Below are 26,319 nucleotides of genomic sequence, written 5' to 3'. Positions count from 1 at the left end.
CCACGCCTCGCGAAGGCCCCCGCTGTCATGTCTTGTCTTGCGTCGGTGTCGTCAGCGCGGTGCCGCGTAAATCTCGATGCGCTCCTTGCCGCTGCCGACGTTCTTGCGCTTGAGGCGCAGCACGCCCACCTCGCCGGTGCGCTCCAGGTGCGTGCCGCCGCACGGCACGCGGCCGAAGCCTTCGACTTCCCAGTAGCGGCGCTCGGCCGCCTCGTCGGAGAAGGCGCTGACGATGGGGGCGTCGGCGTCGATCACGGCCTGCGCCTCGCGCATCAGCTCGGGCAGCAGCGGCGTCAACGGCTCGTGCCAGGTGAAGTCGATGCGCGCCTTGTCTTCGCCGATGTGCGCGCCGATCTTGCCGATGGCGGGCAGACGTTGCGTCACCAGTTCCAGCACGATCTCGGCGGCGAAGTGCAGCCGCATCAGGGCGTAGCGGCGCGGCCAGTCGATCTCCACCGTCACCGTGTCGCCCTCCTCCAGCACGTGCCCCGGCGGCAGGGTGTAGACCAGGTCCCGCCCCTGCCAGCGCGCCGCCAGCACGCGGTAGCCGCCGATGGTGCCGGTGTCGCTCTCCTGCCCGCCCGATTCGGCGAAGTACAGCGTCGCCTCGAGCACCACGTCGAGCCCGTCGACGCGCGCGACGCGGGTGATCAGCGCCGTGCGATAGGGCTCCCGCCAGAACACCTTGTCAGTCATCGTCGCCTCCTTCCCGGCCCTGACCCTGGCCGCTGCCGCGCCAAACCATGCCTGGCGTAGCCCGTAGCATGGGTGGAGGCGTTCCCGCCGCACCCCGTCATTCCCGTTGTATCGCCGAGGTGATGGGTTGCGCTGCGCTGCCCCCATCCTACTCATCGACCCGACTCCCGTTACCAGCGTTCCGCCAGCCGCTTGCCCCAGCGCTGCGTCGGCAGCTCGACCCAGCGGTTGATCGCCACCGCCAGCCACCAGGTGACGAACAGCGCCGCCAGCACCAGCAGCCACCACGGCAGGCCCAGCCGCGCCAGCGCCGTCATCGTCACGTAGCCGGCGATGGAGTGGCACACGTACCAGGCGTAGCTGACCGCGCCGACGCGCGCCAGTAGCCGGCTGCGCCACCACGCCGGGCGCAGCACACCGGACGCGAACAGAATGACGCCGACGCCGTAGCTCAGGTAGAGCGCCAGCGAGTGCCAGCCGGTGAACCAGACGAACAGCGCCAGCATCAGCGTCGCCATGATGGCCGTTTCACGCCGCGAGGCCTGGCCGGTCAGCCAGAAATAGCACCAGCTGCCGGCGAACATCAGCGGAAAGTAGCACACCACCGGAGCCAGATAATACTGCGCGGCGTGCCACGCCGTCCCCCATGCCGGTCCGCGGCACAGCAAGGCCAGGATCGGCAGCAGCAGCCAGATCGCCCCCTTCAGGCGGCGGCGCGTCAGCGCGAACGCACTGCCCAGCAGCGCGTAGAACCACAGCTCGACCTTCAGCGTCCACATCACCGGGTCGATGTTGCGCCCGCCCAGCATGTCCTGGAAGGCGATGCTGGCGTGCCCTAGCACGTCGCGCCCGCTCACCGCGAACGGGGCGTCGCCCAGCCGGCTCGCCAGCCACAGCGCCAGCACGGTGACGGCGAGGCCGGCCCAGTAGGTCGGGTAGATGCGCGTGAGCCGCGTCACGGCGAAGCGCGCCGCATCCTGCCGACCCAGCGACAGCGGGATCAACAGCCCCGAGAGCAGCAAAAACAGCCCGACGCCGACCGCGCCCAGGTTGACCGGCAGCGCCAGCGAGGCGCCGGGGTAGCCGGCGAGCGGCGCGAGATCGAGGATCTGGCCGACGCGCTCGCGGCTGAACCAGAAGATCTGGGTGTAATGAAACAGCACCACGGCGAGCATCGCCAGGCCGCGCAGGGCGTCGGCGAAGTCGAAGCGGACGTGCGGCTGGCTCATGGCGGACCTCAGCGGCAGGCGGCGAGGAAGCGCCGCGCCAGCACGGCGTAATCGTGCTGGGCCAGCACGTGCGCGCGGCCCGCCTCGCCCATGCGCTGGCGCTCGGCCGCCGGCAGCGCCAGCATGCGCCGCACCGCGTCGGCGATGGCGCCCGGGTCTTCGGCGCCGACGCTGATGCCGGCGCCGGCCTCGCGCACCAGGTCGTTGCCGGCCTCGACCGAGTGGATCACCGGCTTGCCGGCCATCAGGTAGTCGAACAGCTTGTTGGGGTTGATGCCGAAACGGTAGATCGGCAGGCGGCGCCAGCCGATGAACAGCGCGTCGCAGCGGGCCAGGAAGGCCGGCACCGCGCGTTTCGGAATCGCCGACAGGAAGTGGACGTTGGCCAGCCCCAGCTCGGCCGCGCGCGCCTGCAGCGCCGCCTTGTCCGGGCCGTCGCCCACCAGCACGAAGCTGACCTTGTCCTGTTGCAGCAATGAAGCCGCCTCGAGCAGGAAATCGAGCGCGTTGGCCAGGCCGTGGCCGCCGGCGTAGCCGACGATGAAGCGGCCTTGCTCCTTCAGTCCGGCCAGGGCCTGGACATGCCCGGCCGGCAGCGGCGCAGGCTCACCCTGCCACTCGGCGACGTCGACGCCGTTGGGCACCACCGCGTACTTGGCCGGGTCCATGCCGTGCTCGACCATGTAGTCGCGCGCGCACGGCAGCATCGAGATCACGGTGTCGGCCTTTTTATAGCCGAAGTCCTCGGCCCACTGCAGCAGGCGGATGAACGGGTGCTTGGGCGACATGCCGCCCACCTCGACCGGCGTCAGCGGCCACAGGTCGTGCACCTCGTACGCCAGGCGCGCGCCGGTCTTGCGGGCGATCCACGCCGCCGGCACGGTGTCGAGCGGATAGGTGGACGAGGCGATCACGAGGTCCGGCTGCCAGTCCTTCAGGTAGCGCCCGGACAGCCCCATCAGCCGGCCGAGGAAGCGGAAGATGTTGATCACGCGCTTGAGGCCGTTGCCCTCGTAAGGCGGCGTCTTGCACCAGGTGTAGCGGATGCCGTCGATGTCCTCGTCGCGGTAGGCTTCGGCCAACGTCGGGTTGTGCTGGCGCAGGTGCGAGTAGTCCGCCGCGACCAGGTTGACCTCGTGCCCGGCCCGGACCCATTCGCGCGCCAGGTAGTAGGGGCGGAATTCCATGCCGTGCTTCGGGCTGCCGGCGTAATGGTTGATGTAGAGAATGCGCACGGTCGGTTTCAGTCGGTTGGATGGCGGCGGCGGAAGGCGCGCTCCATGGCGTTCCAGTCCATGCTGGTGAACACCACGCCAGCGACACCCCAGCTCACCAGGTTGAACAGCACGTCGGCCGGGGTCGGCAGCTTGGCGTAACCCAGCATCAGCATGGTCAGGCTGAACAGCGCCAGCGGCAGGCCGCGCCAGAGCAGGCCCAGACGCAGCGCGAACGCCCACTTGCCGCGCGCACGCTCGTGGCGCCAGCCGGCGAAATCGTCGGCCATCCAGGCGGCGAGCTTGCGGCGGAACAGCCACATCGGCGCGATCAGCATCAGCATCGCCGCCAGGCAATAGGCCGCCCACAGCAGCGGGCGGAAGGTATGCTGCTGCAGGCCGTAGAGCAGGCTGCCCAGCGGCAGGCCGAACAGCAACAGGGTCGGCCCCAGCGCCAGCGCGTGCAGGCGGTCGAGCAACTGGCGGTAGCGCTTCATGCCGCACCCCCGGCCAGCTCGCGGTAGAGCGCCACCAGCTTGTCGCCCTCGGCGGCCCAGCTGTAGCGCGCCAGCACCGCCGCCTTGCCGGCCTCGCCCATGGCGTGGGCGCGCTCGTCGTCGGCCAGCAGCAGGTTGATGGCGCTGGCGATGGCGGCGGCGTCGTTCGGGTCGACCAAGAGACCGCAGCCGGCGCCGTCGACGATGTCGCGCCACAGCGGGAAATCGCTGGCGATCACCGGCAGGCCGGCGGCCATGTACTCGAACAGCTTGATCGGCAGCGACTCGACGTAGCTCGGCGTCGGCAGCAGCGTCACCAGGCCGACCTTGCTCGCCGCCAGCACCTCGGCCACGCCGGCGCGGTCGAGCACGCCCAGATCGTTGACGCGCGCCCAGCCCGGCTGCTGCTGCAACTCGGCCTTGAGTTCGGTCTCGCTCCACAGCCCGGCCAGGTTGAGACGGGTGGCGGTGGACGGCAGCGCCGCGATGATCGGCGCGATGCCGCGCGTGCGGCTGATGCCGCCGAGGTAGCACACCTCGTTGCGGCGCGCCTCCCACGGCGTGTCGCGCACCAGCTCGGCCAGGATCGGGTAGTTGCAGACGTCGATGGCGCGCGCGCCGAGCGCAGCGAAGCGGCGCCGGATCAGCGGCGTGGCGGCGACGATGGCGTCGAAGCGGCGCGCGGCGTAGTGCTCCAGCAGTTCCACCCCCTTCGACACCAAGGGCCGCGCCGCGCCGGGAATCCAGTGCTTGGCCAGCACCTGGCGCGGCACGTCCTCGTGCACGTCGTACACCACCTTGATGCCGGCGCGGCGCAGCTTGAGCGCGGCCGGGATCAGCTCGGGGTCGTGGAAGTGCGTCACCTCGGGCTTGAGCGCCAGCGCGGCGCGGTAGACGCGTTCCACGGTGCCGGTCATGCGCGCCAGGCGTCCGCCGCTCTTGGGGCCGACGTCGTGGATGCGCACGCCGTCGCGGATTTCCTCGCCCAGTCCGTCGGCCACGATCAGCGTGACGTCGTGGCCGGCGCGCGCCAGCGTGGCGCACTCCTTGACGAAGATGCGGATGTCGTAGCGCGGGTGGGCGCTGGTGAGATGGCAGACTCTCATCGGGTTCCCAGCAAATCGTGATAGATCGCCGCAAAGCGGCGCATATTGTCCTGGTGCAGGCCCTTGGCGGCGATCAGGCGGCGGTTGAGCGCCGCCGCCTCCGCCAGCGCGGCATCGTCACTGGCGCGGCGCAGCGTGGCCTTGAGGGCATCGCCTAGGCGTGCCACGTCTTCCACGATGGCGCCGTTGACGCCGTCGAGCACCCACTCCAGGTTGGCCGGCAGGTTGGACAGCATGGGCAGGCAGCCGTGCCCCATCGCCTCCAAGAGGCTGATGCTGGTGGCGTCCGACTCCGGCACGCTGACGAACACGCGCGCCGCGCGGTAGAGCCCGGCCAGCACCGGCGCCGGCACGAAGCCGGTGAAGTGGACGCGGCGCAGGCCGAGGCTTTCGGCCAACCCTTTCAGGCAGTCGCTCTGTTCGCCGCTGGCGGCCACGGTCAGCGTCCAGTCGTCCCAGGCCGGGTCGGCCTCGACCTCGGCCCAGCCCTTGAGGATGGCGTCGACGCGGTAGAGCTTCTTGTGCAGCCGGCACGACAGCACGTTCTTCGGCTTGGCGGCCAGATCGGGCGCCTCCGGCAGCGCGTCCATGCCGAAGTTCAGCACGTCGAGGCGTTGCACCGGCGCCAGGGTGCGGATCACCGCCGCCATGTGCAGCGAATCGGAGGTCACCGCGTCCGCCGCCGCCAGGTTGGCCGCCACCATCGCCTTCATCAGCCGGTTCTGCTGCGGCAGCAGCAGCACGTCCGAGCCCCAGGTGGTCAGCACCCAGCGCACGTCCTTGCCGGCCAGGGCGCGGCGCGCGTGCCAGGCCACGCTGTTGGCCTGGTGCACGTGCACGATGTCGGGGCGTAGCTCGTCGATCAACGCGGCGATGCGCCGCGCCGTCGCCAGCGCCTTGAGGCTGAAATCCACGGCGAGCACCTGCCCCAGGTTGGCCGGACGGTAGTGCTCGGGCAGCTCGCCGCTGGTGACGAGGTGCACCTCGGCCACGTGCGGTGCGATGCCGGCGAGGTAGCGGAAGGTGTGCACCGAGGCCGAGCCGATCAGCAGCAGCTTCATGCGGCGGTTTCCTTGAGGTAAGCGGCGAGCGCCGCCGCCAGCCGCGCGAGCCGGGCGTCGAGCGCGGCGTCGCAGGCGATGGCGATGTTCATCGGCAGGTTCAGCACCGTGGCGGCGAGGCGCTCGCCCTCGGGCGCGCTGCCGGCGAGGTAGCCGTGGCGGAACGAGCCCGCCGGGTGGATCACGTCGTCGAACCACACGCCGATGGCGAGCCCGCATGCCGCGCTCAGGCGCCGCGCCAGCGCCGCCTTGTCGGCCACCGGCTGCGGCAGCGCGAACGGGTAGCGCACCCAGTGCGCGCCGGGCGCGCCCGGCCACAGCGTCAGGCCGGGCACGGCGGACAGCGCGGCGCGGTAGTGTTCGGCCAACCTTTGCTTGTGCCGCAGCAGCGCCGGCAGCGCCGCCAGTTGCGGCAGCAGCAAGGCCGCCGACAGCGTCGGCAGCGCGCGCGGCGGGTGCGCCACACCGTCGGCCACCTCGGCGTCGGACGAGCGGTAGATGAGCCCCACGCGGCGCGCCAGGGCCAGCCAGACGCGCCCGGCCAGCGCGCAGCGCGCCGCCAGCAGATGGCCGGTCAAGGTGGCCAGCAGGCGCAGCTGATCCAGCGCGCCGAGCTCGACCGGCGGTTCTTCCGCCGCCAGGCCCTCCGGCAGCAAGGCGAAGCCGCCGATGCCGCCGCTCAGGTTCTTGGAGTATTCGAAGCTGAAGAAGGCGCCGTCGTGGTACGTCCCCAGCCATTGCCCGTCGCACTGCGAGGCGAAGCCGTGCGCGGCGTCGTCGAGGAAGACCACGCGCGGGTGGCGCAGGCGCAGCGCGTCCGGCACGCGGCAGGCCGGGCCGAAATTGTGCGGCACGATCACCGCGCGCGTGGCCGGGCCGATGGCGGCGTCGAGCCGGCTCCAGTCGAAGCCCAGCGTGGCGGCCGAGACGTCGAGCCAGCGTATCGTGGCGCCCAGCGCCGGGATCTGGTTCGGCACCACCACGCAGGTGTAGGCCGGCACGATCACCTCGTCGCCGGCACCGACGCCGTGCGCGCGCAGCAGCAGCGCCAGCGCGGCACGGCCGGTGTCGGTCAGCACGATGCGCCGCGCATCGACGCCGAACAGCCGCGCCAGTTCGTCGCGCAGGCGGCGGCGCAGCGCGGCGCGGCCGGCCACCAGGCGCGGCAGCGCGGCCAGCAGCATGGGGAGCGTCAGCGAGTTGGCGGTCAGCACAGCCGGCGCACCTGTTTCGCCGGCGCCCCGGCGTAGAGCCAGCCCGACTCGAGCCGGCCCTTGGCCACCGAGCCCGCCGCCAGCACCACGTTGTCGCCGATCTCGCAGCCGGGCAGCACGATGCAGCCGGCGCCGATGAACACGTTGTCGCCGACGCGGATGTCGCCGTCGACGTGGCACTCGGTGAACGGCGTCACCGGCACGTCGGCCGGAATGCCGTTGGAGTGGCAGAAGAACAGGCTGCGCGGCCCCACCGCGACGTTGTGGCCGAAATACAGGTGATGGTCGCCGATCAGCAGGTAGAAGTACGGCGCGAGGTGGCTGTCGGCGCCCAGCGTGAGCCGGCCGTGCAGGCCGATCAGGGCGTCGCCGCGCCAGTACAGCAGCGCGTTCTTGCCCAGCGACAGCGCGTTCCAGCGCGTCACCCGCGCGCTCGGGTGCACGCGCGCCCCGGGCGCGAGGCGCGCCCCGCGCAGCAGCGGCCACAGCCGGTACAGGCGCAGCAGCAATCGTTCAAGCACCATGGGTCTCCAGGCGGCGCAACAGGCGGAAGATCCACGCCACGTAGGCCGCGAAATACAGCGACATCACCCCGGACATCACCTTGAACGCCAGCAGGGCGTCGCGGCTGGCGACGAACACCGCGGCGAACGCCGCCATGTTCACCACCACGCCAGCCAGCACGAACAGGAAGGAGGCGCGCTGGCGTCCGATCACCATCGGCACCATGAAGCACGGTCCGGCGACGAAGGCCGCCGCGAGGTACGGCACCAGCGTCGCCGCGATCACCCCGGCCTCGCGCCAGCCGGGGCCGAACACCCAGCCGAACAGCGGCTCGGCCGCCACCAGCAACAGCCCGAACGGCAGCAGCGCGGCGCCGGCCAGCACTGCCAGCGCGCGCGCCAGCAGCGGCGTCATGGCGCGGCCGTGAGCGTGCGCCTCGGCCAGGTCGCGGAAGATCACCTGCGACACCGCCTGCCCCAGCAACGCCGCCGGCAGCTTCAGCACGCGCAGCACCAGCGCGTACTGGCCGACCACGGCGTGCCCGGCGAGCGAGGTCAGCAGGGCCAGCATCAGCGAATCCTGGAACGCCACCACGAAGGCGTGCGGGGTGTTGATCTTGGGAAACTCGGCGTAGCGCCGCGCCAGCGCGGCGAGCTCGGCGCGGCGATGGCCGCGCAGCCAGGTCAGACGCGTGGCGAGATCGGCGCGCGCCTGCGCCAGCAGCGCCAGCGCCTGCCCCGCCAGCGAGCCGGCGATGAGACCGGCAAAGCCCAGCCCGGCCCAGCCGGCGCCCAGCTGCGCCAGGGTCACCCCGAGCGATTGCATCACCCGGCCCTGGGCGTTGGCGGGGTAGCGGCGCTGACGGTTGTTCCAGCTGGTCCAGGCCTGCAGGCTGCCCGCCAGCCACACCCCGCCCGGCAACACCAGCAGCCACGGCGCCAGCGCCGGCGCGCCGAGCGTGGCGGCGATCCAGCCGTGCGCCGGCAGCAGCAGCGCGGTGAGCACCAGCAGCAGCGCCAGGTTGATCGCCAGCGCCAGCGTCATCAGGCGCTCGGCGTCGCGCTCGTCCTTGGGCAGCACGATGGCCATGTCGTAGCGCGCGGTGGCGATCACCGCCAGGTTGGAGAGCCAGGCGGAAAACACCGCCAGCAGGCCGAAATCGTCCGGGCTGTAGAGCCGCGTCAACAGCGGCGCGAACACCAGCGGCAACAGCTGCGCCAGCGCCGCGCCGCCGGTCAGCGTCGCCACGTTGCGGGCGAAGCCGCCGGCCACCAGCCGTTGTACGGCGCCTTTCAGCATCGCTCGGCAGCGCTCAAGCCAGCGCCTTCTTCACGGCGGCGACGATGGCATCCTGCGTGGCGTCGTCGAGGAAGGGGTGCATCGGCAGGCTCATGACGCGCTGCCCGGCCGCTTCGGCCACGGGGAAGCTGCCCACGCCCTGGCCGAGCGCGGCGAAGGCCGGCTGCAGGTGCAGCGGGATCGGGTAATGCACCGCGGTGGGCACGCCCAGCTCCTTGAGCGTGGCCGCCACCGCGTCGCGCCGGTCCACCTCGATGGTGTACTGGGCGTGCACGCTGGTGCAGCCGTCGGCCAACCTGGGCACGCGTGCGACGTCCTTGAGCAGTTCGGAGTAGCGCGCGCCGATGCGCTCGCGGGCCGCGACCTCGTCGGCGAAGCTCGGCAGCTTGGCCAGCAGCACCGCGGCCTGGAGCGTGTCGAGGCGGCCGTTGAGGCCGATCACCGGGTGGTGGTAGCGGCGGTCCTGGCCGTGCACGCGGATCTCTCGCATCTTTTTCGCCAGCGCGTCGTCGTCGGTGAAGCAGGCGCCGCCGTCGCCGTAGCAGCCCAAGGGCTTACTCGGGAAGAAGCTGGTGCAGCCGATGGTCGACAGCGCGCCGGATTTTTTGCCCTTGTACGTCGCGCCGAAGCTCTGCGCGCCGTCCTCGATCACGGCAATGCCGTGCTGCACGGCGATGGCGTTGATGGCGTCGAAGTCGGCGCACTGGCCATAGAGGCTCACCGGCATGATGGCGCGCGTCTTCGGCGTGATCGCCGCCTCGATCCTGGCCGGGTCGAGGTTGTAGCTGTCCGGGTCGATGTCGACGAACACCGGCGTGGCACCGAGCAGCGCGATCATCTCGCCGGTGGCGATGAAGGTGAACGGCGTGGTGATCACCTCGTCGCCGGCCTGGATGCCCAGCGCCATCAGCGCGATCAACAGCGCGGTGGTGCCGTCGGCCACGCCGACGCAATGCTTGACGCCGACGTAGGCGGCGAGCTCGCGCTCCAGCTCGGCCACTTCCGGCCCCATGATGTACTGGCCGTGGTCGAGCACGGCGTGGATACGCGCGTCGATATCGGCCTTGAGGTGCTGGTACTGCGCTTTCAGGTCAATGAACGGAATGCTCATCGGAATCGTTCCTCGGGCTTCGGCCAACGTTGGCCGAAGCCTTGCTGGGGATCAGAACGGCGTGCAGTGGTTGCCGCCGATGTCGTAGTTGGTGCCGCAGGCCGGGCAGGCGTGCTCGCCGATCATGTCCGACAGGCGCTCGCCGCAGGCGCACATCCAGCCCATGCGGTAGGCCGGGGCGCCGACCATCAGGGCGTAGGCCGGCACGTCGTGCGTCACCACCGCGCCGGCGCCGATGAAGGCGTACTCGCCGATGGTGTGGCCGCACACGACGGTGGCGTTGGCGCCGATGGTGGCGCCCTTCTTCACCACGGTGCGGCGGTATTCGTGCTTGCGGCTGACGTGGCTGCGCGGGTTGTTGACGTTGGTGAACACCATGGAGGGGCCGCAGAACACGTCGTCCTCCAGCGTCACCGCGTCGTAGATCGACACGTTGTTCTGCACCTTGACGTTGTTGCCGATGATGACGTCGTTGCCGACAAACACGTTCTGGCCGAACGAGCAGCGCTCGCCGATCACCGCGCCGGCGCAGATGTGCGCCCAGTGCCAGATGCGGGTGCCGGCGCCGATGGTGGCGCCGTCGTCGACGATGGAAGTGGGGTGAACGAGATAGGTCATGCGGGTGCCCTCACGCAATCAGAAAAACAGGAAAAAACCGTCGACGAAAAACACCAGGCCAAGCAGGGCCACCGGCAGCGCGGCGAGCCAGACGGCCTTTTTCTTGAACAGGCCGGCGATCGAGGAGATCAGGATCGCCACCTGCAGGAAGATCACCGCCATGCCGAACGGTTTGCCCTGGCGCTGCGCGCTGTCGCGCTCGGCCTCCAGGGTGCGCGCCTTCTGCTCGATGTCCTTGCGCTCCTGGTTGTAGCGCGCGGCGCGCTCGGCGGCCTGCTGCAGCGTTTTGGCGTAGCGCTCGCGCACCGTCGGCTCGACCTGCGGCGGCAGGTTGTCCAGCGCCAGCTGCAGCCGGTCGCGCTCCATCTCGTAGAGGTTGCTCTTGATGCTCTTGGCCTGGTAATAGGCCCACTGGTCAGAGGCCTGGGCCTGGGTGATGACGCTGCGCGTGGAGAAACTGCCGCCCTTGAAGGTGGACAGCGTGGCGCACACCGCCAGGATGACGGTGGTCAGCGCCAGATAATTGAGCCAGGGTTCTTTCTTTTCGTCCGCCATGATGTTGCTTCGGATAACACGGTGAAAACGGGAACGGCCCGCCGGCGGCGGGCCACGGGAATCAGTAGTCGAGCGGCAGGCTGACGCGACGGCCGTCGCGCGCCGACAGATACATCGCGATCAGCAATTCCAGCGACTTCAGGCCCTCGCGCCCGTCGGTCTCCGGATCGGCCTTGCCCTGCATCACGTTGATCACGTTGTCGTAGTAGAGCGGGTGGCCGAAGCCGTACACGCTGGTGGTGGCGTAGCTGGCGCTCTGGATCTCGTCGTCCATCGGATGCGGCTCGGCGAACTCCCAGTGCTGCACCTCGTTCACCGCCACGCCGCCGACGCGCACCGTGCCCTTCTCGCCGATGATGGTGATCGAGCCTTCCAGGTTCTTGGGGTAGGTCAGCATCGTCACGTTCATGCTGCCCAGCGCGCCCGAGCGCCACTTGACGCTGACGGTGCCGGTGTCCTCCACCTCGATGTTGCGCGCCAGCGTCGCGGTGTAGGCCTGCACGCTCTCCACCGGGCCGATCAGCCAGTCCAGCAGGTCGACGTAGTGGCTGGCCTGGTTCATGAAGGCGCCGCCGTCGAACTCCCAGGTGCCGCGCCAGGCGGCCGAGTCGTAGTACTCCTGCGGCCGGGTCCAGAACACGTTGACGTTGACCATGTAGAGGCGGCCGAAGCGCTTCTCTTCCATGGCGCGCTTCAACAGCTGCAGCGTGGCGTTGCGGCGGTTCTGCTTGACCACGAACAGGCGGCGTCCGGCGCGGTCGGAGGCCTTCACCATGGCCAGGCCGTCCTCCCAGCGCGTCGCCATCGGCTTCTCGGTCATGACGTGGAAGCCGGCCTCGGAGCACTCGATGCTCTGCGCCGGATGCAGCCCGGACGGGCTGGTCAGGATCACGATGTCGGCCCGGGTCTCGGCCAGCAGCGCGGCCAGGCTGGCGTGGCCGCGCGCGCCGGTGCGCGCCACCGCGGCGGCCAGCGCCGCCGGGTCGATGTCGCACACGTCGGTCAATTCGGCGCGCTCGGCGTGCTTCTCCAGCGCGGCAAAGTGGTTCTGGGCGATGCGGCCGCAACCGACCAGCGCGAAGCGGATCTTGCGGTCGGTGATCGGGGCCTGATGGGCAGCTTGCATGGTGTTCTGGTCTTTCTGGAAAAGGCAAAGGGCGGCCAGGGCCGCCCACATCGATCCGGTGGCGTGACAGGCCGGCCAACGCCGCCCCGCCACACCGGCGTCATTATACGCCAGCCGTTGGACTCCGAGCCTGTTTCAGTAGGCGAGCGAGCCAAGGCAGGTTGAGCGCCGCCAGCGCACAGGAACCGGAATGTACACACAGTACATGAGGATTCCTGATCGCTGAGCGAATCAAAGATTCGCACGCAGTACTGCCGGCGTTCAAGATGCGCAGGCGCAGCCGGCTAATGAAATGGGCACTCAAATCAGCAGGCGGTTGTCGCTGTGCTGATTGGTCGACTTGAGCCGGCTGACGAACTCCGGAAATTCGAGCCCGAAGCGCGCTTCCAGTTCCTCGGCGCGTTTTTTCAGGCCCTCGAAACGCGTCAGCGCCGGCGAACCGGCGAAGGCCATCACCGCCACGTTGCCGTGACTGGCCGAGGGCAGCTCCAGCACCCGCCCTTCGAACACCCCGAGCAGGCGCTCCACGAACTGGTGGTAGCGCTTGTCGCCGCTCCACCAGTTGGCGACGAACACGCCGTCCGGCGCCAGCGCGTGCTTGCAGTCCTCGAAGAACGCCTCGGTGGTCAGCGCGTCGACGATCTGCAGCCCGTCGAAACCGTCCACCAGGATGGCGTCGGTCGAGCCGCGGAAGATCTTGACGTAGTCGGCGCCGTCGGCCTCGACGATCTCGAAGCGCTCGCCCTCTTCCGGCAGCTCGAAGAAGGCGCGCGCCACGTTGATCACCTGCGGGTTGATGTCCACCGCCACGCTCTTGGCGTCGCGCAGGTAGAAGTCGATGTAGCGGGCGAACGAGCCGCCGCCCAGGCCGATCTGCAGGATGTGGCGCGGCTCCGGATTGAACAGCAGAAAGCCCATCATGGCGCGGCTGTACGACAGCACCAGCCGCACCGGGTCGTCCACGTCCATCGAGCTTTGCACCGTCTCCGAGCCCAGGTGCAGCGAACGGATGCCGTCCACCTCGGAGATTTCCACCTCCGGCATGGCGTCCACGCCGTCGCGCACGCGGCGGCGGAACGGATGACGCGCTCTACCCGCCACAGGAGGTCTCCTTCGGGCGGGAATCGAGGATGCTGATGGTGCGACGCGGCGCTTCGGCCAACTCGTCGTCGCCCGGCAGCGGCGGATCGCGGAATTCTTCCTTGTCGAAGGCGGTGTCGCCGTCGGCGAACGGCGCGTCCCCGGTCTTGAGCCCGGCGAAGTCGAACAGGCCGGTGTCGGCCAGGTGCGACGGCACCACGTTCTGCAGCGCGCGGAACATGCTCTCCAGGCGGCCCGGGAAGCGCTTGTCCCAGTCGTTGACCATCTCCTTCACCACCTGGCGCTGCAGGTTGGGCTGCGAGCCGCACAGGTTGCACGGGATGATCGGGAACTCGCGCAGCGTGGCGTAGCGCTCCAGGTCCTTCTCGCGGCAGTACGCCAGCGGGCGGATCACCATGTGCTTGCCGTCGTCGCTCACCAGCTTGGGCGGCATCGACTTCAGCTTGCCGCCGTAGAACATGTTGAGGAACAAGGTATGCAGCATGTCGTCGCGATGGTGGCCGAGCGCGATCTTGGTCGCCCCCAGCTCGTCGGCCACGCGGTACAGAATGCCGCGGCGCAGGCGCGAGCACAGGCTGCAGGTGGTCTTGCCCTCGGGGATCACGCGCTTGACGATGGAGTAGGTATCTTCCTCGACGATGCGGTACTCGACGCCGATCGACGTCAGGTACGCCGGCAGCACGTGTTCGGGAAAGCCCGGCTGCTTCTGGTCGAGGTTGACGGCGACGATGGAGAAATCGATCGGCGCCGACTTCTGCAGCCCGAGCAGGATGTCGAGCAGGGCGAAGCTGTCCTTGCCGCCGGACAGGCAGACCATGACGCGGTCGCCCTGCTCGATCATGTTGAAATCGTTGATGGCGTCGCCGACGTGGTGGCGCAGCCGCTTGGCCAGCTTGTTGGCCTCGAACAGCGCCTTCTGCGCCTTGGCATCGAGGGTTTGGATATCGGACATGGAAGGAACAGCTAAGAAATTGAAAAACAGGCGATTTTAGCGCGAATCGGGGGCGCCTGTCATGGCCGACACTACAACACCACGCTCCTGCCGCCATCCACCGCCAGCACCTGGCCGGTGACGTAAGCGGCGTCGAACAGCAGGAACTGCACGGCGCGCGCGATGTCCTCCGGCGTGCCGATGCGCGCCAGCGGAATGCTCGCCTCGATGCGGCGCTTGTGCTCCTCGTCGAAGAACGACTCGCCCTCCGGCCAGAGGTTGCTGCCCGGCGCCACGCCGTTGACGCGCACCTCGGGCGCCAGCTCGATCGCCAGGCTGCGGATCAGCTGGGCATGGCCGGCCTTGGCCAGGTTGTACACCACGTGCGACTTCATCGGCCGCTCGGCGTGGATATCGACGATGCCGACGATGGCGCCGCCGCTCGCTTTCAGATGCGGCGCGGCGGCCTGCGCCAGAAACAGCGGCGCCTTCAGGTTGCTGCCCATCAGGTCGTACCACACCGCCTCGTCGATATGGCCGATGCCGGAGGGGAAGAAGCTGGAGGCGTTGTTGACCAGCCCGTCGAGCCGGCCGAACGCCTCGAGCGCGGTCTCCACCAGGCGCGGCAGTCCGGCGATGTCGTGCAGGTCGGCCTGCACCAGCACCACCGAACCGCGCCGCACCCCGTTCAGCTCCAGGGCCAGGCTTTCCGCCTCGGCGCGCGAACCGCGGTAATGCAACACCAGCCGCGAGCCCCCCGCGTGCAGATGACGGGCGATGCCCGCTCCCACCCGGCGCGCGCCGCCGGTAATCAGCACCACCTTGCCCTCGCCCATCGCCCCTCTCCCCTTGTCTGTCGCGTCGCCGCCCATCCCGCCCCTTTCCGGCACGGCGGAATTGGCCGACAATTCGCCCAATTCTACCGCAAGCCACGCCATGACCCAGTTACCCGCCCCCGACGCCGCCGCCCTGGCCGTCAGCCAAGAGCTCTCCCGCCACATCGCCGCCGAGATCGCCGCCCACGACGGCTGGATACCGTTCTCGCGCTACATGGAACTGGCACTGTACGCCCCCGGCCTCGGCTACTACAGCGCCGGCAGCCGCAAGTTCGGCGCCGCCGGCGACTTCGTCACCGCGCCCGAGCTGTCGCCCTACTTCGGCCGCACCCTGGCGCGCCAGCTGGCCGAGCTGCTGCCGCAGACCGGCGGCACGCTCTACGAATTCGGCGCCGGCACCGGCCGTCTCGCCGTCGACATTCTCACCGAGCTGGAAGCGCTCGGCCAACTGCCCGCCCGTTACGCCATCATCGACCTCTCCGCCGACCTGGTCGAGCGCCAGCGGCAAACGTTGGCCGAAGCCCTGCCGCACCTCGCCGGGCGCGTGGAATGGCTGAGCGAGCTGCCGGAACAGTTCGACGGCGTCCTCATCGGCAACGAAGTGCTCGACGCCATGCCCTGCGAGCTGCTGCACTGGACCCCGACGCCGCAACGGCGCGGTGTCACCGTGCGCGACGGCGCCTTCGCCTGGGAAGACCGCCCCATCGCCGATCCCCGCCTCGCCACCGTGGCCGCCGCGCTGCCCCCCGAGGCGGCCGGCTACCTGTCGGAAGTCAGCCTGGCCAACCGCGCCTTCATCGCCACCCTGGCCGCGCGCCTGGTCCGCGGCGCCATCCTCCTGATCGACTATGGCTTCCCCGAACGCGAGTACTACCACCCGCAGCGCCACATGGGCACCCTGATCGGCCACTACCGCCACCACACCGTGGACGACCCGTTCTACCTGCCCGGCCTGATGGACCTCACCTGCCACGTCGACTTCACCGCCGTGGCGCTGGCCGGCACCGACGCCGGGCTCGACCTGATCGGCTACACCACGCAGGCGCAGTTCCTGGTCAACGCCGGCATCACCGCGCTGCTGCAACAGCTCGATCCGGACGACGTCGCCCGCTACGCCCCGCGCGTCGCGGCGGTGCAGAAGCTGCTCTCGCCCAACGAGATGGGCGAACTGTTCAAGGTGATCGGCTTCGGCAAGGGCGTGAGCATCGACTGGATCGGCCTCACCGAGGGCGACCGCTGCCACGCCCTGTAAGAACCCGCCCCCGATCTGTCGCGAGCGGCCTCTGCGGGGTGAAAAGCAGCACAGGGACCGGAACGGACACAGGGTCCATGAGGATTCCCGATCGCTGAGCCAATCGAAGATTGGCACGCAGTGCACATGAGCCCCGATCAGGGACCGCGCAGCAAGATCGGAGACAGGTTCTAAGCGTTCCGGCAAAAAATACGCCCCAGGTGTTGACAGCCCAAAACAGCCCCGGTATAGTTCGCCCCACTTCGACGCAACAAGCAACGAAGCAGCGTGGCGAATTAGCTCAGTCGGTTAGAGCGACGGAATCATAATCCGCAGGTCCGGGGTTCGAGTCCCTGATTCGCCACCACCAATTAAAGCCTTAGGCCAACTCAAACGAGTTGGCCTTTTGCTTTTCTGCCTTGCGGTAGGCGCCGCGTCGGCATTCAAGCTCCGCATCGATCCATACCGATCCCCGTCCTCGCTTGGCCTGCACAACGCCGTGACGACGCAGAGCGACAGTTCGCGTCTACACTTTCCGCCGCCCCTCCCGGCGCGACGACAGATCAGCCTGCCACGTTGCCGTCTTCCTTCGACGGGTACTCCAGGCCGGCCGCCGGGGCTGCCAATGCAGCCTTCTTACAGACATACGCCTTTTGCCACGACGCAGTTTCTGCCCCGCCGCTTCGCCTCATAAAGCGCGGCGTCGCAGCGATTGTAGATGGCCGTGAAGTCGTCCTCGGCGGCAAGTTCTGCAACACCGATACTGATGGTCACGCGAATTTCTCCGCTCAGCGCTTGAATCGTGCTCTCTTCGACTTCATGGCGCAGGCGCTCGGCCACCTCTTTCGCTTCGGACTCCGGGGTGTTGGGCAACAGAACGGCGAACTCCTCCCCGCCAAGGCGGCCGAGAATGTCGCTGCTCCTGAGCACCTGCTGAAAAACAATGGCGACGCGCTTCAGGGTTTCATCACCACCATAGTGGCCGAAGCTGTCATTGATGCGTTTAAAGTAGTCGAGGTCGATCAGGAACATCGACAGTCGGCCGCCATAGCGCTTGGTCCGACTGAATTCTTTCTCGGCAATCTCCGTAAAGTGGCCACGGCGCATCACTCCCGTCAGTTCATCCGTTGTCGCGATAGATCTTAGCGTGCTGATCGATCTGTCCTCGGCAATGGCGCTGCCAACCCAGCGCCCCAACAAGCGCAGGAATTCGATATCGCTGCGATCAAACGTTCGGCCATATGGTTTCGTAGAGGAAAAATTGACGGTGCCATAGAGTTCGCCGCCGACCCACGTCGGGGTGCCGATATAACACTCCAGTTTGAAGGCATCGAAACAGGGGTGGCCCGCATGCTCGGAATCGCTCATATGGTGGATCGCCACCACATCCGCGCGATTAAGCGTGATCGAACAGTAGGTCTGCGAGAGCTCGTATTCATCGCCGGCCTTCAGGTTGGCAGACGGCGGCGTACAGCAGCTTTCGACACGGTAGCGGCCTCCGTGCACATGGCTGACGATGCCAAATTCAACCCCAAGGTGACGGCACCCAAGTTCCAGGGCTTTCTGCAGTTGCTCTTGCAGAGTATCGCCCGACTGGGTGGCGATATCGTTCAGAATACGCAGGCTGTCGTTGACGAACAGCAATCGGCTGCGGAATTGACGTTGAATGTAAAGCGCACGTGCCAGCAGCGCACCGCCCAGGACCATGGACAGCGAGATGACAGCGGCGAGCAGGCGGTAGCGGAACCAGCGCTGTTCATGCGCGGCGAAAATGTCCTCGACGGGCTGGGTTATCGAGACGACCATCGGATAGTCATCCAGGCGTCGATACGTCACCAGCCGGTCGACCCCATCGATCGAACTCAGTGCTTCGAAGCTCCCTTGCGCAGGCGCACTTGGGCGCAAAAACGGACGATCGGGAGGCACCGCCGTGCCGACAGCCTGGTTATCCAGTTTCCGATTGCTTCCGCGCGCGCGGAAAATGCCGTCCGTTCCGACCAGCCCGATAGAGCCACGTGGGCCGAGGTCGATCGAAGCAAAAAACTGCCCGAAGTAGTCGGGGCTGAGCGAGATGACCAGCACCCCCTCGAAGTGGCCATGCTCCCCCAGGATGGGGCGGGTCACCTGTATGCTGTAGCGGCTGGAGATGCGCCCCTTGACGGGTTTGCTGAGATAAAGCCGGTCCTGGCTGCTGTCACGATGCACCCGGAAATGCTCACGGTCGCTCAGATCGACCGGTTTCGCGTGCGGGTCCAGATTGGAATACGCGAGCTTTCCGTCCGGACCGATGACCGCGACCTGGACCAGCAGTGACTTGGGGTAGGTGGACTGGAGCAACTGGACTTTCCGGTCGAAATCGGATCGGTCGTCAAGCCATGACTGGCGCAGGATCAGCAGCGCTTCGTCAACCTCGTTGAAAGTGCGAACGACGTGTTCCCCGAAGGCCCGGACAAGATTGGCGGACTCGGTCTTGGCATGACGCTCGACATCGGCGTGATTACGGTCTTGTTCCGCGATGAGAACAAACCAGAGCAACGCGACCATGAGCCCCACGATGGCCAGGATCGAAAGCGGGTGGGAGATAGTCCGGGCTGAACTTAATCGAGGTTCATATGGCATTGATAAGCCAGCCAACGAAAAAGAGGGAGAGTCACCTGATTAGACGCCAGATTGCTGCCTCAAACAAGTAGCATGCCTGTGACATCTTGAAGATGATTTCTGAATCTTAGTCGACCAGCCCCCCACCGGGCAATGGCACCCCGCCCCTCTCGGCATCGTCACCGCCTGGCGCGCATTGGCGCCAAGGCACTCGCCCTGTGGTCGGCGCCGCGACGGCGGAGGCGCCCACCAGCGCCCCGCCCTATTTCAGCAGCAGCGACAGCTCCCACGCCGCCTCGCGCAGCGGCTCCAGGTAGCGCTGCGGCAGCTCGTGCCCCGCCGCCCGGCAGGCCGGCACGTGCAGGCAGAGCGTGGCCCGGGCGGCGTCGAGGTCATCGCGGATCGGCACCGACAAGGTACACAGGCCCAGCTCCAACTCCTGGTCGCACCAGGCATAGCCTTGGCTGCGAATCGCTGGCAGCAGCCGCTGCAGGGCCTGGCGCTCGACCACGGTATGCGGGGTGTGGCGCAATCGCGGGGCGTCGAGCAGGGCGTCGCGCGCCGCCGGCTCCAGCTCGCTCAGGATGACGCGCCCCGAAGCGGTGCACGTCATCGGCACCCGCGCCCCCGTGGCGAAGCGGCTGTGGTGGAAGAAATGGCCTGGGGCCTCGGCCAGGCACAGCATCTCGCCCCGGTCGGGCACCAGCAGCATGCAGCTCTCGCCGGTCAGCTCGGCCAGATGATTGAGCACCGCCTGCGCGGCACGCGGCAGCGGGACGGACGCAAACGCGTCGAAACCCAGCGTCAGGATTTTCGGCGTCAGCGCGAAGCGCTTGTCTGCGCTCGGGCGCACGAAACCGAGCTGCTGCAGGGTATACAAACAGCGGGCGACCGACGCGCGCGGTATGCCGGTCTTCTGGCCGATCTCGCTCACCGACAAGGGCGTGCCGCACGGGTCGAAGGCTTGTATCACCGCCAGGCCGCGTTCGAACGGCGTATCGGTATCGTGCATGGCGGGAGGCTCAGGGAAAAAACGGGGCGCGTCCGGACGCGTCGGCCCGGACCGCCCCGGCGCGCTGCCGGCCATTTCGCCTCCCACATCACCAACGGCGGCACGATTCATGGCGTCGCCCAGCTCAACTCGCTCCGGCGCCGCTGTTTCTGGCCTGGACGAAGGCATGGCGGCGGCACTCATCGGTTCTTCTCGAAGTCGGCCAGCAATTTCGTCAGCGCCTGGGACAAGCCGTGCAAGGCGGCGGCGATCTCGCGGTTCTTTATGATGTTCACCGTGCTTTGCTCGGAGGCGGCGCCCAGGCTTTCCATACTCTGCGCGACCTCTGCCGAGGCGCTGGATTGCTGTTGCAGCGAGTTGGCGATGGCCGCGGTGACCGTTTCCAGCCCGGCACTGGTCTGATCGATCTGCTGCAGGCTGTCGACGGTTTGCTGGATGTTGTGCTGCACCCGCTTGATACAGACGCCGACGGCCTGGCGGCCATCGATGATGTGCGCGATTTTCTCTTTCAGGAGTGCGATGGAGGCGCGGATGTTGACGGTGTTGTCGGCGGTGTTTTCGGCCAACTGTCTCACCTCGTCGGCCACCACGGCAAAGCCGCGCCCCTGCTCGCCGGCGCGCGCGGCCTCGATGGCGGCGTTGAGGGCGAGCAGATTGGTCTGCTGGGCGATGCTCTGGATGATGTCGGTGATCGAGCCGATATCCTCCGAAATGCCCTCCAGCTCCTGCACCGCGGCATTGGTCGTTGAGGCGCCACCGGCGGCCTCGTCCATCGCCGACTTCGATTCGTCGATGAAACGGTTGCCCGCCGCCACCAGCGCCCTGCTGCGCTTGGCGTGCGCCGAGCCCTCTTGCGTCATGGCGGAAATTTCTTGGATCGACACCGCCAGCTGCTCCATGGCGGCGGCGATCTGCGCCACCCCTTGCGCGATCTGGGTGTTCTGCTGGTAGAGCTGCTGGGTTTCCGTTTCGATATGGGTCGAGGTGCGGTCGATGCGATGGTTGACCGCCACCACGTCCGACACCACCGCCTGCAGATGGAGCCGGGTGGACTCGAGCGCGGCAAACATGTGCTGGAACTCGCGCGGGCCGCTCGGGACGATGGCCTGATCGAGGCGCCCCTCCCTCCACTGGGCCAGGGCCGCCAGCACGAGACGGCCGGAGCGCCGGGCTTGCCGCAGCGCGTAGAACAGCAGTCCGCCCGCCAGCGTGATGCTCGCCAGATTGAGCGCCAACGCCAGAGAACGATCGAGCCACAGGCCGCCCAGCACGCCCGCCATCATCACCAGCAGCGCCGCCGCCAGCCAGAACGACAGCGCACGGGCCTGCAGCGGCGGCGTGGCCGGAAACGCCGCCGCTCCGCGTTCGAGCGCGCGGTACAACTGCTCGGCCTGCTGCTTTTCCTGCGCGCTCGGCGCCGTGCGCACCGACATGTAGCCGACGTGCCGCCCCTGCTCGTGCAGCGGTGAAACGTGGGCCTTGACCCAGTAGAAGCCACCGTCCTTGCGGCGATTCTTCACCAGGCCCTGCCAGGTCTGGCCGCGCCGGATGGTTGCCCACAGATCGGCGAACGCCTGCACCGGCATGGCGGGGTGCCGGACGATATTGTGGTCCTGGCCCAGCAGCTCCTCCTCGGCGAAGCCGCTGATGCGCATGAACTCCGGGTTGGCGTACAGGATTTTTCCCTGTAGATCGGTTTTCGTCACGATCGGGCAGCGGGGATCGAGCGCCACTTCGTGATCGGTGATCGGCAGATTGTTTCGCATGCTGTACCACTAGGTGTTCGGGGAAAGGACCCGCGCGGGTGCCGTGCCGGCCGGTTCGGATAAGCCGATCCGGCCAGCCGGGTTGGCGACGGCAAAAAACCGGGGGGCTCTGACGAACCACCCGGTTGCGCTTCACCCGCCCGCTTCAGGCGCTGGCGCGTTTACGTTCGACTTCGGTCGTTGGCGCGGCCGCGGTTTCGCCGTTGAGGCGGAAGTCGAAGTCGATCGAGGCGAACGGCTTCTGCAGGCCCTTCCTGTCGATCTCGGCCGCATCAGTAACACGGTTCACCGCCGGCACCAGACCCTCGCGGCTGGCGAAGGCGAAGTCGTCCCACAGGTAGTCGTCACCGTCGATGTTGATCTGCGTGGTCAGCTTGCGGTGGCCGGCGGCGGTCACGAAGAAGTGGATGTGCGCCGGACGGCGGCCGTGGCGGCCGAGCAGGTTCAACAGGCGCTGGGTGGTGCCTTGCGGCGGACAGCCGTACCCCATCGGCATGATGCTGCGGAACTGGTAGCGGCCGTTGGCGTCGGTGACGATGGTGCGGCGCAGGTTGAAGTCCGACTGGCTCTTGTCGAAGAACGAGTAGTTGCCCATCAGGTTGGCATGCCACGCTTCGACCTGGGCGCCCGGCAGCGGCTTGCCGTCGGCGTCGTACACGGTGCCCTGCATGAACAGCACTTCGCCCTGGTCCACCTCGCTGCCGTCGTCCATGCGGGCAAAGCCTTCCGACTTCGGCGCGCCGGCGACGTAGAGCGGGCCTTCGATGGTGCGCGGGGTGCCGCCGGTGAGGCCGGCTTTGGCTTCGGCTTCGTCCATGCGGATGTCGACGAAGCGTTCCAGGCCCAGGCCGGCGGCCAGCAGCCCCAGTTCGTGGGTGGCACCGGCTTCGGCGAAGTACTCCAGGCCTTTCCAGACTTCGCTCGGGCTGAGGTCGAGGTCTTCGATGGCCTTGAACAGGTCGCTGGTCAGGCGCACCGCGATCTGCTGCACGCGCGGGTTGACTTCGCCGGTGGCGGTGTCGACCAGGAAGCTTTTTACCAGGGCGTCGATTTCTGCGTGTGTCATGTCTCTACTCCTCATTTATATCGTCGTGCCAATGCGTTGCGGCATTCCGTTCAACCGGCCGAACGCATTTCACGGCCTTGTCTCGGGCTGAAAGGGTGGGGGTTCGGGGCTTAGCGGTCGTCGTCCCGGATCGACGAGGGGTGGCGGCACAAGGGCGTGACCTCGATCGTCATGTACGGGAACAGCGGCAGGGTCGACACCAGCTGGTGCAGTTCGTCGACGCTCTCGACGTCGAACAGGCTGACGTTGGCGTACTGCCCGGCGACGCGCCACAGGTGGCGCCACTTGCCGGCGCGCTGCAGCGCCTGCGCCTGTTCCTTCTCGACTTGCTTCAGTGCGGCGGCCTCGGCGGCCGGCATCGCGGGCGGCAGATTCACTTCCATCCTTACGTGAAACAGCATGAATTGCTCCTCAATGAGTTGATTCAAAGCCACCAAGAAAACCCAGCGAAGCGGTATCGGCTAGGCGCGCGGCCGCAGACAGTACTCGTCGTACGGCCAGGCCGCGCAACAACGCCGATAGGGTTTTATTGGTGGCGCTAGCGGCGCAGCGTGGCCAGCTTGTCCCTGTCGATCTGGATGCCCAGGCCCGGTCCGGTCGGCACCTGCAGCATGAAGTCGCAGTACTGCAGCGGCTCGACGAGGATTTCCTCGGTCAGCAGCAGCGGGCCGAACAGTTCGGTGCCGAAGGCGAGTTCGCCGAAGGTGGCGAAGACGTGGGCCGAGGCGGCGGTCCCGACCGCGCCTTCCAGCATGGTGCCGCCGTACAGGCCGATGCCGGCGAGCTGGGCGATATCGGCCACCTGCTTGGCCGGGATCAGGCCGCCGGACTGGGCGATCTTGACCGCGAACACATCGGCGTCGGCGTCCTTGGCGAACTCGAAGGCGCTGAGCGGGCCGTGCAGCGCTTCGTCGGCCATCACCGGTACGGCGAACTGGCGCGCCAGGCGGGCCAGCCCGGCGCGGTTCTCGGCGCGCACCGGCTGTTCGATCAGGTCGACGCCGCCGTCCTGCAGCGCGGCGATGCCGTTGACGGCGTCGAGCTCGCTCCAGGCCTGGTTGACGTCGACGCGTACGCTCACCGCGTCGCCCAGGGCTTGCTTGATGGCGAGCACGTGCTTGACGTCGTCGGCCACCGGGCGCAGGCCGATCTTGAGCTTGAAGATGCGGTGGCGGCGCTGCTCGAGCATGCTCTCGGCTTCGGCGATGTCGCGGGCGGTGTCGCCGCTGGCCAGGGTCCAGGCCACCGGCAGCGCGTCGCGCAGACGGCCGCCCAGGAGTTCGGACAGCGGGATGCCGAGGCGGCGCGCCTGGGCGTCCAGCAGCGCGGTTTCCAGCGCGCACTTGGCGAAGCGGTTGCCCTGGATGACCTTGCGCACCCGCGCCATCGCCGCGGCGACGTTGCGCGCCTCCTGACCGATCAGCAGCGGGGCGATGTGCGTGTCGATGTTGACCTTGACGCTCTCGGGACTCTCGTCGCCGTAGTTCAGGCCGCCGATGGTGGTCGCCTCGCCCCAGCCCTCGATCCCGTCTTCGCACTGCACCCGCACCAGCACCAGGGTCTGGGTGTTCATGGTGGCCACCGACAACTTGTGCGGGCGGATGGTGGGCACATCGACCAGGATGGTCTCGATGGATCTGATCATGTCTTTAAAGTATCAATCGCTAAAATTACTAACTGAAACAGCAGCTTATTAGGTTATTTTTTCACCATCCAATACTGTTTTAGCATCAGACCGATACCTGGAAGGTATCCATTTGGCGATCAACCCGTCTGCCCTGCGCTTCCGCCCGCTACCCCGTAGCGGAGCCCGGCGCGGGCCGTTGCGAGGTGCGCCCTGGCTGGAGACGATTGAATACCCGTTGGCGCCGGGGAGCTATCCGGCTACTGGTCAATGGCTATCCGCTTTTTTTGCGGACGACGGCGAAGAGGAGAAGGACAAAGGACGCGCCCGTGCGGCGCGGGCCGCGACGGGGCTACCTCCCGGATGGCATGAACACGCACCGGAAGCGCTCAAGGAGGGGAGGACGACAGGACGGCCCAAAAAAACGGATAGCGAACGCCAAGTAGCCGGATAGCCCCGCCCCCCGATCAGGTATTCAATCGCCGTGGTCTTAGCGTGATTAAAAGACCATCACAAGGCAGGAGGAGAACTGATCATGAGCACGGCAAAAACCCCATCGCAATGGCAAGAATTCATCGGCGGCTGTCTGGACTTCCGACCCACGGAAGGCGTGTACCGGATGGCGCGCGAGATGTTTACCGAACCGGAACTGTTCGAGCTGGAGATGGAATTCATCTTCGAGAAGAACTGGATCTACGCTTGCCACGAAAGCGAAATCCCCAACCCGCACGACTTCATCACCCTGCGCGCCGGCCGCATGCCGATGATCGTGACACGCGACGGCAACGGCGGACTGAACGCCATGATCAACGCCTGTCAGCACCGCGGCGCCACGCTGACGCGCCTGAGCAAGGGTAATCAATCGACCTTCACCTGCCCGTTCCACGCCTGGTGCTACAAGAACGACGGCCGCCTGCTGAAGGTGAAGGCGCCGGGCGAATATTGCGAGGACTTCGACAAGTCCGCGCGCGGCCTGAAAAAGGCGCGCATCGCCAGCTACAAGGGCTTCGTCTTCATCAGTCTGGACGCCAACGGCCGCGACACGCTGGAAGACTACTTGGGCGATGCGCGCGTCTTCTTCGACATGATGGTGGCGCAGTCCCCCACCGGCGAACTGGAAGTGCTGCCGGGCAAATCCACCTACACCTTCGACGGCAACTGGAAGCTGCAGAACGAGAACGGCCTGGACGGCTACCACGTCAGCACCGTGCACTACAACTACGTGGCCACGGTACAACACCGCCAGGGAGCCAACGCGCAAAAGGGCGAGGCCGGCAGCGGCACGCTCGACTACAGCAAGCTCGGCGCCGGCGATGCCGAAACCGACGACGGCTGGTTCTCGTTCCGCAACGGCCACAGCGTGCTGTTCAGCGACATGCCCAACCCGGCGGTGCGCCCCGGCTACGCCAGCGTGATGCCGCGCCTGGTGGAGGAACACGGCCAGGCCAAGGCGGAGTGGATGATGCACCGCCTGCGCAACCTCAACATCTACCCCAGCCTGTTCTTCATGGACCAGATCAGCTCGCAGCTGCGCATCGTGCGCCCGGTGGCCTGGAACAAGACCGAGATCATCAGCCAGTGCATCGGCGTGAAGGGCGAATCGGACCAGGACCGCGAAAACCGCATCCGCCAGTTCGAGGATTTCTTCAACGTCTCCGGCATGGGCACGCCGGACGACCTGGTGGAATTCCGCGAACAGCAACGCGGCTTCCAGGCGCGCCTGGAACACTGGAACGACATCTCGCGCGGCCACCACAAGTGGCTGCAAGGCGCCACGCCAAACAGCGAGCTATTGGGTATCCAGCCGGTGCTGACCGGCACCGAACTGACCCACGAAGGCCTGTACGTCAACCAGCACGGCGCCTGGCGCGAGTTCCTGCTCAAGGGCCTGCAGCAGAAGTGCAACGACAGCAAGGAGATTTGA

24 protein-coding genes and 1 tRNA gene are annotated in these 26,319 nt (G+C 67.5%); 3 read left to right on the top strand and 22 right to left on the bottom strand.

Features of this window, described 5'->3' with window-relative positions; translation table 11 throughout:
* Window positions 1–51: 51 nt before the first annotated feature.
* From NH8B_RS02065 to NH8B_RS01990, 16 genes are all read right to left on the bottom strand, one after another.
* Window positions 52–696, bottom strand: coding sequence for an alanyl-tRNA editing protein (locus tag NH8B_RS02065; RefSeq protein ID WP_014085796.1), 645 nt, complete (start codon window positions 694–696; stop codon window positions 52–54).
* A gap of 170 nt (window positions 697–866) precedes the next feature.
* The gene (locus NH8B_RS02060; RefSeq protein WP_014085795.1) at window positions 867–1,925 is read right to left on the bottom strand and encodes an acyltransferase family protein; all 1,059 of its coding nucleotides are present in this window, start codon (window positions 1,923–1,925) and stop codon (window positions 867–869) included.
* Between the two features lie 8 nt (window positions 1,926–1,933).
* On the bottom strand, window positions 1,934–3,160 hold the full coding sequence (locus tag NH8B_RS02055) for a glycosyltransferase family 4 protein (RefSeq protein ID WP_014085794.1): 1,227 nt from the start codon (window positions 3,158–3,160) through the stop codon (window positions 1,934–1,936).
* A gap of 8 nt (window positions 3,161–3,168) precedes the next feature.
* Window positions 3,169–3,636 (bottom strand): hypothetical protein, encoded by a 468-nt coding sequence (locus NH8B_RS02050; RefSeq protein ID WP_014085793.1) that lies wholly within the window; start codon window positions 3,634–3,636, stop codon window positions 3,169–3,171.
* On the bottom strand, window positions 3,633–4,742 hold the full coding sequence (locus NH8B_RS02045) for a glycosyltransferase family 4 protein (protein ID WP_014085792.1): 1,110 nt from the start codon (window positions 4,740–4,742) through the stop codon (window positions 3,633–3,635). Before NH8B_RS02045 ends, NH8B_RS02050 begins: the two co-directional genes overlap by 4 nt.
* Complete coding sequence (locus NH8B_RS02040; RefSeq protein ID WP_014085791.1) at window positions 4,739–5,803, bottom strand: glycosyltransferase; 1,065 nt, start codon at window positions 5,801–5,803, stop codon at window positions 4,739–4,741. Before NH8B_RS02040 ends, NH8B_RS02045 begins: the two co-directional genes overlap by 4 nt.
* Window positions 5,800–7,017, bottom strand: coding sequence for a DegT/DnrJ/EryC1/StrS family aminotransferase (locus NH8B_RS02035; RefSeq protein ID WP_014085790.1), 1,218 nt, complete (start codon window positions 7,015–7,017; stop codon window positions 5,800–5,802). The genes NH8B_RS02040 and NH8B_RS02035 overlap by 4 nt, the downstream gene beginning before the upstream one ends.
* Complete coding sequence (locus NH8B_RS02030; protein WP_008955708.1) at window positions 7,011–7,541, bottom strand: acyltransferase; 531 nt, start codon at window positions 7,539–7,541, stop codon at window positions 7,011–7,013. The genes NH8B_RS02035 and NH8B_RS02030 overlap by 7 nt, the downstream gene beginning before the upstream one ends.
* Window positions 7,531–8,820: a lipopolysaccharide biosynthesis protein gene (locus NH8B_RS02025; protein WP_014085789.1), complete on the bottom strand. Its 1,290-nt coding sequence runs from the start codon at window positions 8,818–8,820 to the stop codon at window positions 7,531–7,533. The genes NH8B_RS02030 and NH8B_RS02025 overlap by 11 nt, the downstream gene beginning before the upstream one ends.
* A 13-nt stretch (window positions 8,821–8,833) precedes the next feature.
* Window positions 8,834–9,931 (bottom strand): DegT/DnrJ/EryC1/StrS family aminotransferase, encoded by a 1,098-nt coding sequence (locus NH8B_RS02020; RefSeq protein WP_014085788.1) that lies wholly within the window; start codon window positions 9,929–9,931, stop codon window positions 8,834–8,836.
* A gap of 51 nt (window positions 9,932–9,982) precedes the next feature.
* Entirely contained in the window at window positions 9,983–10,549 is a 567-nt protein-coding gene (locus NH8B_RS02015) for an acyltransferase (RefSeq protein ID WP_041702794.1), read from the bottom strand.
* A gap of 18 nt (window positions 10,550–10,567) precedes the next feature.
* Entirely contained in the window at window positions 10,568–11,104 is a 537-nt protein-coding gene (locus NH8B_RS02010) for a DUF4337 domain-containing protein (protein ID WP_008955704.1), read from the bottom strand.
* Between the two features lie 61 nt (window positions 11,105–11,165).
* Window positions 11,166–12,230, bottom strand: coding sequence for a Gfo/Idh/MocA family protein (locus NH8B_RS02005; RefSeq protein WP_014085786.1), 1,065 nt, complete (start codon window positions 12,228–12,230; stop codon window positions 11,166–11,168).
* A gap of 300 nt (window positions 12,231–12,530) precedes the next feature.
* Window positions 12,531–13,274, bottom strand: coding sequence for a polyamine aminopropyltransferase (locus NH8B_RS02000; protein ID WP_051002180.1), 744 nt, complete (start codon window positions 13,272–13,274; stop codon window positions 12,531–12,533).
* A 46-nt stretch (window positions 13,275–13,320) separates the two neighbouring features.
* On the bottom strand, window positions 13,321–14,283 hold the full coding sequence (gene ttcA, locus NH8B_RS01995; protein ID WP_014085784.1) for a tRNA 2-thiocytidine(32) synthetase TtcA: 963 nt from the start codon (window positions 14,281–14,283) through the stop codon (window positions 13,321–13,323).
* 71 nt (window positions 14,284–14,354) lie between these two features.
* The gene (locus tag NH8B_RS01990; protein WP_014085783.1) at window positions 14,355–15,134 is read right to left on the bottom strand and encodes a pteridine reductase; all 780 of its coding nucleotides are present in this window, start codon (window positions 15,132–15,134) and stop codon (window positions 14,355–14,357) included.
* A 64-nt stretch (window positions 15,135–15,198) separates the two neighbouring features.
* Between NH8B_RS01990 and NH8B_RS01985 the strand changes: the two genes are divergently transcribed.
* Together NH8B_RS01985 and NH8B_RS01980 are read left to right on the top strand one after the other, a co-directional pair.
* The gene (locus tag NH8B_RS01985; protein WP_014085782.1) at window positions 15,199–16,350 is read left to right on the top strand and encodes a class I SAM-dependent methyltransferase; all 1,152 of its coding nucleotides are present in this window, start codon (window positions 15,199–15,201) and stop codon (window positions 16,348–16,350) included.
* A gap of 269 nt (window positions 16,351–16,619) precedes the next feature.
* Window positions 16,620–16,696: transfer RNA gene (locus NH8B_RS01980), tRNA-Met, on the top strand.
* Window positions 16,697–16,965: 269 nt separating this feature from the next.
* Here NH8B_RS01980 and NH8B_RS01975 read toward each other — a convergent pair.
* The 6 genes from NH8B_RS01975 to NH8B_RS01950 form a co-directional block, all read right to left on the bottom strand.
* Window positions 16,966–18,873 (bottom strand): diguanylate cyclase, encoded by a 1,908-nt coding sequence (locus NH8B_RS01975; RefSeq protein WP_014085781.1) that lies wholly within the window; start codon window positions 18,871–18,873, stop codon window positions 16,966–16,968.
* Between the two features lie 316 nt (window positions 18,874–19,189).
* Complete coding sequence (locus tag NH8B_RS01970) at window positions 19,190–19,939, bottom strand: IclR family transcriptional regulator (RefSeq protein ID WP_232503513.1); 750 nt, start codon at window positions 19,937–19,939, stop codon at window positions 19,190–19,192.
* Between the two features lie 179 nt (window positions 19,940–20,118).
* A complete protein-coding gene (locus tag NH8B_RS01965; RefSeq protein ID WP_014085779.1) occupies window positions 20,119–21,705 on the bottom strand; it encodes a methyl-accepting chemotaxis protein in 1,587 nt (528 codons plus the stop codon).
* 145 nt (window positions 21,706–21,850) lie between these two features.
* Entirely contained in the window at window positions 21,851–22,771 is a 921-nt protein-coding gene (gene catA, locus NH8B_RS01960) for a catechol 1,2-dioxygenase (RefSeq protein WP_014085778.1), read from the bottom strand.
* Between the two features lie 110 nt (window positions 22,772–22,881).
* Window positions 22,882–23,172 (bottom strand): muconolactone Delta-isomerase, encoded by a 291-nt coding sequence (gene catC, locus NH8B_RS01955; RefSeq protein ID WP_008955679.1) that lies wholly within the window; start codon window positions 23,170–23,172, stop codon window positions 22,882–22,884.
* 137 nt (window positions 23,173–23,309) lie between these two features.
* The gene (locus tag NH8B_RS01950; protein WP_014085777.1) at window positions 23,310–24,416 is read right to left on the bottom strand and encodes a muconate/chloromuconate family cycloisomerase; all 1,107 of its coding nucleotides are present in this window, start codon (window positions 24,414–24,416) and stop codon (window positions 23,310–23,312) included.
* 514 nt (window positions 24,417–24,930) lie between these two features.
* On the opposite strand from NH8B_RS01950, the gene antA reads away from it, so the two are divergent.
* Window positions 24,931–26,319 (top strand): anthranilate 1,2-dioxygenase large subunit, encoded by a 1,389-nt coding sequence (antA, locus tag NH8B_RS01945; RefSeq protein WP_014085775.1) that lies wholly within the window; start codon window positions 24,931–24,933, stop codon window positions 26,317–26,319.

The sequence above is a fragment of the Pseudogulbenkiania sp. NH8B genome (assembly GCF_000283535.1).
GTDB lineage: Bacteria > Pseudomonadota > Gammaproteobacteria > Burkholderiales > Chromobacteriaceae > Pseudogulbenkiania > Pseudogulbenkiania ferrooxidans.
The sequence above is the reverse complement of the archived record's forward strand: the minus strand, read 5'-3'. Positions and strand labels throughout refer to the sequence as shown.

Excerpts from the sequence above, each read along its gene's own strand:
- NH8B_RS02015 (WP_041702794.1), bottom strand. The coding sequence starts at position 10,549 with ATGACCTATCTCGTTCACCCCACTTCCATCGTCGACGACGGCGCCACC.
- NH8B_RS02060 (WP_014085795.1), bottom strand. The coding sequence starts at position 1,925 with ATGAGCCAGCCGCACGTCCGCTTCGACTTCGCCGACGCCCTGCGCGGC.
- NH8B_RS02045 (WP_014085792.1), bottom strand. The coding sequence starts at position 4,742 with ATGAGAGTCTGCCATCTCACCAGCGCCCACCCGCGCTACGACATCCGC.
- NH8B_RS01970 (WP_232503513.1), bottom strand. The coding sequence starts at position 19,939 with ATGCACGATACCGATACGCCGTTCGAACGCGGCCTGGCGGTGATACAA.
- NH8B_RS02005 (WP_014085786.1), bottom strand. The coding sequence starts at position 12,230 with ATGCAAGCTGCCCATCAGGCCCCGATCACCGACCGCAAGATCCGCTTC.
- antA (WP_014085775.1), top strand. The coding sequence starts at position 24,931 with ATGAGCACGGCAAAAACCCCATCGCAATGGCAAGAATTCATCGGCGGC.
- NH8B_RS02050 (WP_014085793.1), bottom strand. The coding sequence starts at position 3,636 with ATGAAGCGCTACCGCCAGTTGCTCGACCGCCTGCACGCGCTGGCGCTG.
- NH8B_RS02040 (WP_014085791.1), bottom strand. The coding sequence starts at position 5,803 with ATGAAGCTGCTGCTGATCGGCTCGGCCTCGGTGCACACCTTCCGCTAC.
- NH8B_RS01990 (WP_014085783.1), bottom strand. The coding sequence starts at position 15,134 with ATGGGCGGCGACGCGACAGACAAGGGGAGAGGGGCGATGGGCGAGGGC.
- catA (WP_014085778.1), bottom strand. The coding sequence starts at position 22,771 with ATGACACACGCAGAAATCGACGCCCTGGTAAAAAGCTTCCTGGTCGAC.
- NH8B_RS02030 (WP_008955708.1), bottom strand. The coding sequence starts at position 7,541 with ATGGTGCTTGAACGATTGCTGCTGCGCCTGTACCGGCTGTGGCCGCTG.
- catC (WP_008955679.1), bottom strand. The coding sequence starts at position 23,172 with ATGCTGTTTCACGTAAGGATGGAAGTGAATCTGCCGCCCGCGATGCCG.
- NH8B_RS01985 (WP_014085782.1), top strand. The coding sequence starts at position 15,199 with ATGACCCAGTTACCCGCCCCCGACGCCGCCGCCCTGGCCGTCAGCCAA.
- NH8B_RS01950 (WP_014085777.1), bottom strand. The coding sequence starts at position 24,416 with ATGATCAGATCCATCGAGACCATCCTGGTCGATGTGCCCACCATCCGC.
- NH8B_RS02025 (WP_014085789.1), bottom strand. The coding sequence starts at position 8,820 with ATGCTGAAAGGCGCCGTACAACGGCTGGTGGCCGGCGGCTTCGCCCGC.
- NH8B_RS02020 (WP_014085788.1), bottom strand. The coding sequence starts at position 9,931 with ATGAGCATTCCGTTCATTGACCTGAAAGCGCAGTACCAGCACCTCAAG.
- NH8B_RS02010 (WP_008955704.1), bottom strand. The coding sequence starts at position 11,104 with ATGGCGGACGAAAAGAAAGAACCCTGGCTCAATTATCTGGCGCTGACC.
- NH8B_RS01965 (WP_014085779.1), bottom strand. The coding sequence starts at position 21,705 with ATGCGAAACAATCTGCCGATCACCGATCACGAAGTGGCGCTCGATCCC.
- ttcA (WP_014085784.1), bottom strand. The coding sequence starts at position 14,283 with ATGTCCGATATCCAAACCCTCGATGCCAAGGCGCAGAAGGCGCTGTTC.
- NH8B_RS01975 (WP_014085781.1), bottom strand. The coding sequence starts at position 18,873 with ATGGTCGCGTTGCTCTGGTTTGTTCTCATCGCGGAACAAGACCGTAAT.
- NH8B_RS02000 (WP_051002180.1), bottom strand. The coding sequence starts at position 13,274 with ATGCCGGAGGTGGAAATCTCCGAGGTGGACGGCATCCGTTCGCTGCAC.
- NH8B_RS02065 (WP_014085796.1), bottom strand. The coding sequence starts at position 696 with ATGACTGACAAGGTGTTCTGGCGGGAGCCCTATCGCACGGCGCTGATC.